Source organism: Protofrankia sp. CiP1_Cm_nod3 (genome assembly GCF_982290655.1).
Genome location: NZ_CEVIVD010000034.1, coordinates 23873 through 33062, shown reverse-complemented (window position 1 = coordinate 33062; position 9190 = coordinate 23873). Strand labels below are relative to the sequence as shown.

At 72.0% G+C, this 9190-nt stretch carries 6 protein-coding genes and 1 pseudogene; 2 read left to right on the top strand and 5 right to left on the bottom strand.

Annotation, left to right across the window (positions count from 1 at the left end; genetic code table 11):
* The 3 genes and pseudogenes from AC5LUJ_RS09435 to gatC form a co-directional block, all read right to left on the bottom strand.
* Positions 1 to 201: pseudogene (locus AC5LUJ_RS09435) on the bottom strand (hypothetical protein); the annotation flags it as partial.
* 205 nt (positions 202 to 406) lie between these two features.
* Complete coding sequence (gatA, locus tag AC5LUJ_RS09430; protein ID WP_250284851.1) at positions 407 to 1894, bottom strand: Asp-tRNA(Asn)/Glu-tRNA(Gln) amidotransferase subunit GatA; 1488 nt, start codon at positions 1892 to 1894, stop codon at positions 407 to 409.
* 12 nt (positions 1895 to 1906) lie between these two features.
* Complete coding sequence (gene gatC, locus AC5LUJ_RS09425) at positions 1907 to 2203, bottom strand: Asp-tRNA(Asn)/Glu-tRNA(Gln) amidotransferase subunit GatC (RefSeq protein ID WP_250284852.1); 297 nt, start codon at positions 2201 to 2203, stop codon at positions 1907 to 1909.
* 573 nt (positions 2204 to 2776) lie between these two features.
* Here gatC and AC5LUJ_RS09420 point away from each other — a divergent pair.
* The gene (locus AC5LUJ_RS09420; protein WP_250284853.1) at positions 2777 to 4423 is read left to right on the top strand and encodes a glutamate--tRNA ligase; all 1647 of its coding nucleotides are present in this window, start codon (positions 2777 to 2779) and stop codon (positions 4421 to 4423) included.
* A gap of 323 nt (positions 4424 to 4746) precedes the next feature.
* Positions 4747 to 5475 (top strand): ACT domain-containing protein, encoded by a 729-nt coding sequence (locus AC5LUJ_RS09415; RefSeq protein WP_250284855.1) that lies wholly within the window; start codon positions 4747 to 4749, stop codon positions 5473 to 5475.
* A 227-nt stretch (positions 5476 to 5702) separates the two neighbouring features.
* Here AC5LUJ_RS09415 and ligA read toward each other — a convergent pair whose 3' ends face one another.
* Both ligA and AC5LUJ_RS09405 read right to left on the bottom strand, forming a co-directional pair.
* Positions 5703 to 8042, bottom strand: a complete 2340-nt coding sequence (gene ligA, locus AC5LUJ_RS09410) for an NAD-dependent DNA ligase LigA (RefSeq protein WP_250292446.1) — start codon at positions 8040 to 8042, stop codon at positions 5703 to 5705.
* Positions 8039 to 9076 (bottom strand): methionine synthase, encoded by a 1038-nt coding sequence (locus AC5LUJ_RS09405; RefSeq protein ID WP_493464785.1) that lies wholly within the window; start codon positions 9074 to 9076, stop codon positions 8039 to 8041. Before AC5LUJ_RS09405 ends, ligA begins: the two co-directional genes overlap by 4 nt.
* Between the last annotated feature and the right edge of the window lie 114 nt (positions 9077 to 9190).

Here is a 9190-nt window from a genome sequence, read left to right as displayed (position 1 = left end):
GGCGGGGTCCGGCTGGCGGGGCCGGGTGTCACGCAGGTGGATCCGGGTGGCGAACACGGCCGCGCCGACGCCGAGGACACCCCACAGGATCAGGATGGGCGCCGGCGCGACGACACCGACTACAAGGGCGGCGACAGTCAGCACCCAGGCTACCGCCAGCAGCACCCGGTCCTCACGTCTGCTACGTAGCGCAACCATCATAGGCCTCCCTCTCGCCATCGTAGTCGGCCGACACACGCGCGATCATGATTCGCTCCGGGCGAGCCCGGGATCTTGTCACGACACGCCCGGTGCGGGCATACCCGACGCGAGCCCGCCCGTCACGGCGCGGCCGGCCCTGGCATGCCCGCGCCGTGGCTTCCGTCACAGGACGTGCGTGCACCGGACGTCCGTGCCGGCGGTTCGGTCACAGGGGCGGGGCGTCGTCGAGAAAGGGACGGCCGCGCCTGGCCTCCAGCGCCGCCTCCAGCGCGCCGCCGACCCGGTACAGGCGGTCGTCGGCGAACGCCGGCGCCATGATCTGGAATCCGACGGGGAGCCCGTCGGCGAGACCGACCGGCAGGCTCATCGCCGGCCCGCCGGCCAGGTTCGACGGGATCGTGCACAGGTCGGACAGGTACATCGACACCGGGTCGTCGACCTTCTCCCCCAGCCGGAACGCGACGGTGGGCGTGGTGGGCGAGACCAGCACGTCGACCCGCTCGTAGGCGGCGGCGAAGTCCTGGCTGATCAGCGTCCGGACCTTCTGGGCCTGGCCGTAGTAGGCGTCGTAGTAGCCCGACGACAGCGCGTACGTCCCCAGGATGATCCGCCGCTTCACCTCGGGGCCGAAGCCGATGCCGCGGGTGCGGCTCATGACCTCCTCGGCGCTCGCCTCGCCGTCGTCGCCGACCCGCAGGCCGAACCGCATCGCGTCGAAACGGGCCAGGTTGGACGAGCACTCGCTCGGCGCGATCAGGTAGTAGGCGGGCAGCGCGTAGGTGAAGTGCGGGCAGCTGACCTCGACGACCTCGGCGCCGAGGCCGACGAGCACCTCGAGGGTGTCGGAGAAACGCGCGCGCACCCCGATGTCGTAGCCGTCCCCGGACAGCTCGCGGACCACCCCGATGCGCACCCCGCGCAGGTCACGGCTGGCGGCGGCGGCCACCACCGGCGGCGGCGCGAGCTCCACGCTGGTGGTGTCCAGCGGGTCGTGGCCGGCGATGGCGGCGTGCAGCAGCGCGGCGTCGGTCACCGTGCGGGCCAGCGGGCCGGCCTGGTCCAGGGAGCTGGAGAAGGCGACCAGGCCGTAGCGGCTCACCCCGCCGTAGGTCGGCTTGACCCCGACCAGCCCGCACACCGCCGCCGGCTGGCGGATCGAGCCGCCGGTGTCGGTACCGAGCGCGACCGGCGTCTCGAACGCGGCCACCGCCGCCGCGCTGCCCCCGCTGCTGCCGCCGGGGATGCGGTCGGTGTCCCACGGGTTGCGGGTCGGGCCGTAGGCGGAGTTCTCCGTGGACGACCCCATCGCGAACTCGTCCATGTTGACCTTGCCGATGATGATCACACCGGCCGCGCGCAGCTTCGCCACGACGGTCGCGTCGTACGGCGGGTACCAGCCCTCCAGGATGCGGCTGCCGCAGGTCGTGGGCATCCCCCGGGCGGTGAAGACGTCCTTGAGTGCGAGCGGGACACCCGCGAGCGGGCCGAGCGTCTCCCCCAGGGCCCGGCGCCGGTCGACGTCACGGGCCGCGGCGAGGGCGCCGTCGACGTCGACGTGCAGGAAGGCGTTGATCCGGTCGTCGACCTTCGCGATCCGGTCGAGCGCGGCCTGGGTCACCTCCAGCGCGCTGAGCTCACCCGCGGCGATCGCGGCGGCGGTTCGGGCGGCGGAGAAACGGATGACGTCGGTCACGGACAGGAACCCTCACTCGTCCATATCAAGGATGCGCGGCACCCGGAAGCGGCCGTCCTGCGTGGCGGGCGCGCCGGCGAGAGCGTCGGTGCGCGGCAGGGACTGACCGGTGATGTCGGCCCGGAACACGTTCGTCAGCGGGACGGCGTGCGTCGTCGGGGGGATGTCGCCGGCGGCCACCTCCGCGACCCGGGCGACCGCACCGATGATCACATCGAGCTGGGGGGCGAGCGTGTCGAGTTCCTCCTCCGACAGCGCCAGCCGCGACAGGCGGGCGAGGTGCGCGACCTCGTCCCTGGTAATCGCCATACCGGTTACGACCCTCTGACTTCCCGATGACCTTCCGATCACCTTGTGGCTTGCTGATCGCCGTGGCCTGCTGACCCGCGGGCACGCCGGCGGCGGACGGCCGCGGAACGGAAGCCGGCCCCAGACCGGCCCGCGTACGGCCTGGCCCGCGTACGGCGCTGTGGTCATCGTACGGTCCGGCCCGCCCGATCGGCCTGTGGCGTGCCGGCCAGCGACGACATCGTGTGCCCGGGCGAGGCCTAGCCGCCGCGATCCCGCCCGTACCGACAACATCGTGCGGAGCGACAGAGCCCGTGACCTGCCAGAACCGGCGCCATCCGGTATGAGTTTCCGGATTCGCCCTGGTCACGCCCGCGACGTGGGTACCGCCGGTTGATGGCGTCGGATCCGGCCGTCTTCCACCACCTTGGGAGAAACCGCGCCGCATGTCTGACACGCCCTCCCCCCGGAGCATGCCTGTTGCCCGCTAGCATCGCAGACATGCCTGCGGGTAGTGCCCACCACAGGATCGCCTGGAGATGATGATCACTGCGGTTTCAGAACTGTCCAGTGCCCGTGGAGGTACCTTCTGCAATGCTTGACCGCGACGAGATCGACGCGCTGTTCCCAACTGATCTGCCCGGTCCGGAGCACTGGGAGGAGCGGTACCCGCCGAGGAACCTGCCGTCGGGCGCAATGGTCACCCGTTTCTGCCCGAGTCCGACGGGTTTCGCCCATCTCGGTGGCATCTATGTGGCGATCCTGGACAAGGACCTCGCACGGCAGTCCGGCGGTTCCTACTTCATCCGGATCGAGGACACCGATCAGGCTCGAACCGTGGAGGGCGCGACCGCCCGGTTCGACGTGGCCTTCGGCTACTTCGGCGTCAGTTCGGACGAGTCCGATCCGACCGGCGCCCACGGCCCCTACACCCAGTCGGACCGGGCGCTGATCTACCTGACCTACGTGCGCGAGTTCCTCCGTACAGGCAAGGCATACCCGTGCTTCGCCACGAAGGAGGAACTGGCCGCGTCCGCCGAGGAGCAGCGCGCGGAGAAAGTCCCTACCGGCTACTACGGCCGCTGGGCGACCTGGCGCGATGCCACCGACGAACAGGTGCGCGAACGACTGGCCGCCGGCCAGCCTTACGTCATACGGTTCCGATCGCCGGGCGCGCCGGGCAGGATCGCCTTCACCGACCTGATACGCGGTCGCCTGGAGGCGGACGCGAACCGTAACGACGTCGTCATCCTGAAAAATTCCGACAGCCCGCTGCGACTGCCCACATACCATTTCGCGCACGTCGTGGACGACCACCTGATGCGGGTCACGCACGTGATTCGGGGCGACGAGTGGCTGCCCTCGGTCCCGGTGCACCTGCAGCTGTTCGACGCGGCAGGTTTCGAGCACATTCCATACGCGCACATCGCGCCACTACTGAAAGCGGACGGTTCAGGAAAACGGAAACTGTCCAAGCGCAAGGACCCTGAAGCGTCCGTCGAGTTCTACATCAAAGCGGGCTACCCGGCGCCAAGTGTGCTCTACTACCTTCGCGGGCTGATCAACGGGCGGTTGGCGGAGATGCCGCTGGCCGAGGCGCTGACCGCCCCGCTGCGCCTGGCCGAGTGCGGCGTGTCCGGCGCGCTGGTGGATCTGGTGAAGCTGGAGGACATCGCGGCGGACTACGTCGCGACTCTGCCAAGCCGGGATGTCCTGGACGAGGTGCTGACGTGGGCGGATACCCACGACACCGAACTGGCGCAGGCTGTCCGCGCCGAGCAGGACCTCGCCGTGCGGGCGCTGGACATCGAGCGGACGGGGGTGGACAACCCGCGCAAGGACCTGCGCAAGTGGTCGGACTTCCGGCCGATCTACGGCTACTTCTTCACCGCGCTGTTCGAGCCGGTGACCGATCCCGCGGACAGCCGGTTCGGCGGCCTCGCGCCCGATGTGGTGCGGCGGCTGTGCGCGGACCTGCTGCGTGTCTACCAGGACCTGTCCGACTCGGACGGCTGGTTCGACCAGATCCGTGTGACGGCCAAGGACAACGGCTTCGCGGCAAGCGTCAAGGAGTACAAGAACGACCCCGGCTCCTACGTCGGGTCGATCCGGGAAGCGTCCCAGGTGGTCCGCGTGCTGCTCACCGGCTCCACCCGCAGCCCCGCTCTCCACCTGGTCGCGGCTGCGCTGGGCGAGACCGAGGTACGGCGGCGGATCGGCGCCGTTCTCGGCCCCGCCTGAATCGGCCACCCGCACAGGCTATGATCGCCGCGATTTTGTTGTTGTGTACGCTTTTTGGCCGCGTCAGCGTACACAACGACAAACTCGCGCCGATCTTCTCCGGTGGCCGACGTCCATCGACGCGTGCCACCGTCCGCGGGGATACGTAGGGTTACCTGACCGGCGCGCTAGAAGTGATCTTCGCGTGAGGTAACATAACGTGAGCGATAGCGCCATCCGCCACCAGCTATGACAGCCCGAAAACGCACTGATGACCAGCACCGATACCTGCACGTGACGTTGTTGTCACCAATCAAGCATGCACGGAATGTATTCTTGACTACATGTCGTATCTGCTGCGCCTCGTCCTGCCGGACCGGCCCGGCGCCCTGGGCGCCGTCGCCACCGCCCTCGGGCAGGCCGGTATCGACATCGTCAGCCTGAGCGTGGTCGAGCGCGGCGCGCGCGGTGCCGTGGACGACGTCGTCGTCGAACTGCCCCCGAACGGGCTGGCCGACACCGTGCTGACCGCGGCCTGCTCCGTGCCCGGGGTGAGCGTGGAGTCCCTGCGCCCGTACCCGGCCGGCGGCGTGGGGATCCGGCACGACCTGGACCTTGTCGAGGCGCTGACCGCCCGGCCCGACGACGCGCTCGCCGTCCTCACCGGGTTCGTCGGCGCGGTATTCCACGCCGACTGGGCGGTGCTGCTCGAACGGGTCGCGCCCGGCGACATCCGGGTCGTCGAGTCCTCCGTCGGCGCCCCCGACCTCGGTGGTGACGAGCTGACCAGCCCGAAGAAGGTGCGCCCCGAACTGCTGTCGCTGCCCCTGGACCGCGCGCGTGGCTTCGACGCGGACAGCGGCTGGTTCCCGCCGCGCTGGAGCGCGCTCGGCATGGAACTCGCGGTGGCCCCGGTGGGCACTCCCCCGGAGGGCGGCTGTGAGGTGGCGGTGCTCGTCGGACGGCCCGGTGGCCCGCGCTTCCGCGCCTCCGAGGTCCAGCGGCTGGCCCATCTCGCCGGCATAGCCGCCACGATCGTGCGCAACCGCCACACCTCACCGGCCCCCACCTGACACCGGCACCCACCCAGGGGGACCGGCACCCACCTGGCACCTGGCTCATCCCGCCGCCCCGGCCGCCAGCCCCCGAAACGCCGGCCGGACAGCCGCACACCCCGTTCCGATCAAGACAATGAGTGTGGAAACGGCTGCTACAGCGACCGTTTCCACACTCATTCTCCGAAGAGCCCTCGTTTGGCGGAGAAGGCGTGGAGGCGCCCGCCAACGGAGGCGGCCGGTGGCTAGCCGTCGGCCGGTTCCGTTGGGTCAACCGGTTCCGGTGGGTCGGTCGCCGCCGGTGGGTCGGTCGGTTCTGACGGGTCGTCCGGTTCCGGTGGGAGCGCGAGCGGGGCCGCGGCCTGCGGGCCCTGTTCCAGCAGGACGGCGAAGCCGGTCTCGTCGAGGATCGGCAGCTTCCAGGCGCGGGCCTTGTCGTACTTGCTCGCCCCCGGGTCGGCGCCGACCACCACGAAGGCCGTCTTCCTGCTCACCGAGGCGGTGACCTTGCCGCCGCGGGCCTGGACGGCCTCGGTGGCGGAGTCCCGGCTCCAGCCCGCCAGCGTCCCGGTGATCACGACGGTGACGCCGGTGAGCGGGCCGGGCCCGTCGTCCGCGCCGGCGTCGGCGAGCCGCGCCCCACCGGAACGGATCCGTTCCAGGATGTCCCGGTGGCGCGGATCGGCGAACCAGTCCACCACGGAGGCGGCGATGGTCTGGCCCACGCCGTCGACGGCGGCCAGCGTCTCGGTGGGCGCGGCGGCGATGGCGTCCACCGAACGCATCTCACGGGCCAGCGCCCGGGCCGCGCTCGGGCCCACGTGCCGGATGGACAGCCCGACCAGCAGCCGCCACAGCGGCTGCCGCCGGGCCGCGTCCACCCCGCGCAGGATCTGGTCGATCTTCTTCTTGGCGAAGCCGCGCAGCTCGGCGAACGACTCGGCGGTGAGGTGGAAGACGTCGCCGACGTCGCTCACCCGGCCGGCCGCCAGCAGGGCGGACGCCGTCTCGTAGCCGAAGCCGTCGATGTCCAGGGCGCCGCGGGAGGCGAAGTGGAACAGCGACTCGCGCAGCTGCGCCGGGCACGAGACGGTGTTCGGGCAGCGGACGTCGGCCTCGCCCTCGGGACGCACCAGCCCGGTGCCGCACTCCGGGCAGTGGGTGGGCATCACGAAGGCGCGCTCGGAGCCGTCCCGCAGGTCCACGACCGGGCCGACGATCTCCGGGATCACGTCGCCGGCCTTGCGCAGGACGACGGTGTCGCCGATCAGCACACCCTTGCGTTCCACCTGGTCGGCGTTGTGCAGGGTGGCCAGGGCGACGGTGGAGCCGGCGACCCTGACCGGCTCCAGGCGGCCGAACGGGGTGACCCGCCCGGTGCGGCCCACGTTGACCTCGATGCCGAGCAGCCTGGTGGTGACCTCCTCGGGCGGGTACTTGTAGGCCACCGCCCAGCGCGGGGACTTCGACGTGGCGCCGAGGCGGCGTTGCAGGCCGAAGGCGTCGACCTTCACCACCACGCCGTCGATCTCGTGCTCGACGTCGTGGCGGTGCTCCCCCCACCGGCGGACGAACGCCTCGACCTCGGCGACACTCGCCAGCACCTCGTGGTGCGTGGAGACGGGCAGGCCGAGCTCGGCCATCCGCTGGTACGCCTCGGACTGGGAGGTGACGTCGAAGCCGCGGTGGGCGCCGAGCCCATGCATGATCATGGACAGTGGGCGGGTGGCGGTGACCCGCGGGTCCTTCTGCCGCAGGGAGCCGGCGGCGGCGTTGCGCGGGTTGGCGAACGGTTTGTCGCCGGCGGCGACCAGCGTGGCGTTGAGCTCGGCGAAGGCCGCCGTCGGGAAGAAGACCTCGCCGCGGACCTCCAGCAGCCCGGGCACGCTCCCGCCGCGCAGCCGGCCCGGCACCGCCGCGAGGGTCCGGATGTTTGGGGTGACGTCCTCCCCGGTCCGCCCGTCGCCGCGGGTGGCCGCGCGCACCAGGTAGCCGTCCTCGTAGACCAGGTCGACCGCGAGACCGTCGATCTTCAGCTCGCACAGCCAGGCGTCCACCTCGGCCTCCCGGGTGACGCGGGCGGCCCACGCCTCGAACTCCACCTCCGTGAAGACGTTGTCCAGCGAGAGCAGCCGCTCCAGATGCTCCACCGGGGTGAACAGGGTCGAGATGGCGCCGGCGACCTTCTGGGTAGGTGAGTCCGGCGTGCGCAGCCCCGGGCAACGGGTCTCGATCTCCGTCAGCTCGGCCATGAGCCGGTCGTACTCGGCGTCGGAGACGGTCGGGGAGTCCAGAACGTAGTACCGGAAGGCGTGTTCGCCCAACTCCCGGGCCAGCTCCGCCGCCCGCGCCCGCGTCCGCGCCGGGATCTCGTCGACCGCGACGCCCGGCGCCGACAGCTCGGCGTCGCCGCCGGCGGGGAGCTCACCGTCGGGCCGGGGCTCGGGCCCGCTCCCCGGCGTCACGCTCCGGGAAGCGTCCGGGGAGCCGCCCGCGTCCGGGGGAGCATCCACCGTTGCCTCGGCCGCCGGCGCGCCGGCCACGCCCGGGGGGGCCTCCGGACTCGAGATGTCGAGCGGGCTCATACCGAGCCGTCCGCCAGCGCCCGGCCCGCCTTGCGGCAGCGCCGCAGCGCCGCCCTGGCATAGGCGGGTGTCGCACCCGCGAGACCACAGGTGGGAGTCACCACGACCACCTCCCGAAGCTGCTCCGGGGCGAACCCCAGCCGCCGCCACATCGACCGGACGGGCTCGACAGTACGACGGGCGTCCGACAGGTCCGACACGTCCGACAGGTCCGCGCCCCGCGCCGGCACCACCCCGAGCATCAGCGCGACCCCGGCCTCGACCGCCTCGCCGACGGCGTCGTCGTCGGCGGGCGTCAGCAGGGTCGCGTCCACGCTGGCGAAGGCGGCCTTCGCCTGCCGCAGCAGTCCCAGCGGCGGCGCGGACGCGCAGCAGTGCACCCCGGTGGGCACCCCGGTGGCGGCCAGCAGCGTCCGCAGCCGGTCGACGACGACGCCCTCCTCCACCGCGGGGAGCACCCCGAAACCGCTGGGTGTGCGGACCTCACCGGCGAGCACCGCCGGCAGGCAGGGCTCGTCGACCTGCACGATCAGGCGGGCGCCGGGCACGGCCAGGGCGATGCCGGCGAGGTGGGCGGCGAGTCCCTGGGCCAGGGCCTCGGCGATGTCCCGGCTGGCGCCGGCGTCCTTGAGGGCCTTGTGCCCGCGGGGCAGCTCGACGGTGGCGGCGAGCGTCCACGGGCCGGCGACGGCGACCTTCAGCGGCCCGGTGTAGCCGGCGGCGACCTCACCCAGCGCGTCGAGATCGCGGGCGAGCAGGTCCCGGGTGCGGCGCAGGTCCATTCCGGGACGCGGTACCAGCCGCCACCCGGACGGTTGCAGGTCGACCGGCATGTCCGCGAGCAGACCCGCCGAACGGCCGATCATGTCGGCGCCGGGGCCGCGGGCCGGCAGCTCGGGCAGGTGCGGCAGGTCGGGCAGCTCGTCGAAGACCAGCCGGCACGCCTCGACCGGGTCGGTCCCCGGCAGCGACCCGACGCCGGTCGCCGCCCCCGGCTCCCACAGGCGGCCGGCGGCGGGCGCCGTCGCGGGCACAGCGGCGGGCGCGCCGGGGGGCACGGCGGTGGATGCGTCGGCGGGTGCGATGTCAGGCATGGTGGTGAATGGTGTCACGGGCTCATCACCGTCATCGGAATCGCCGTCCGTGGG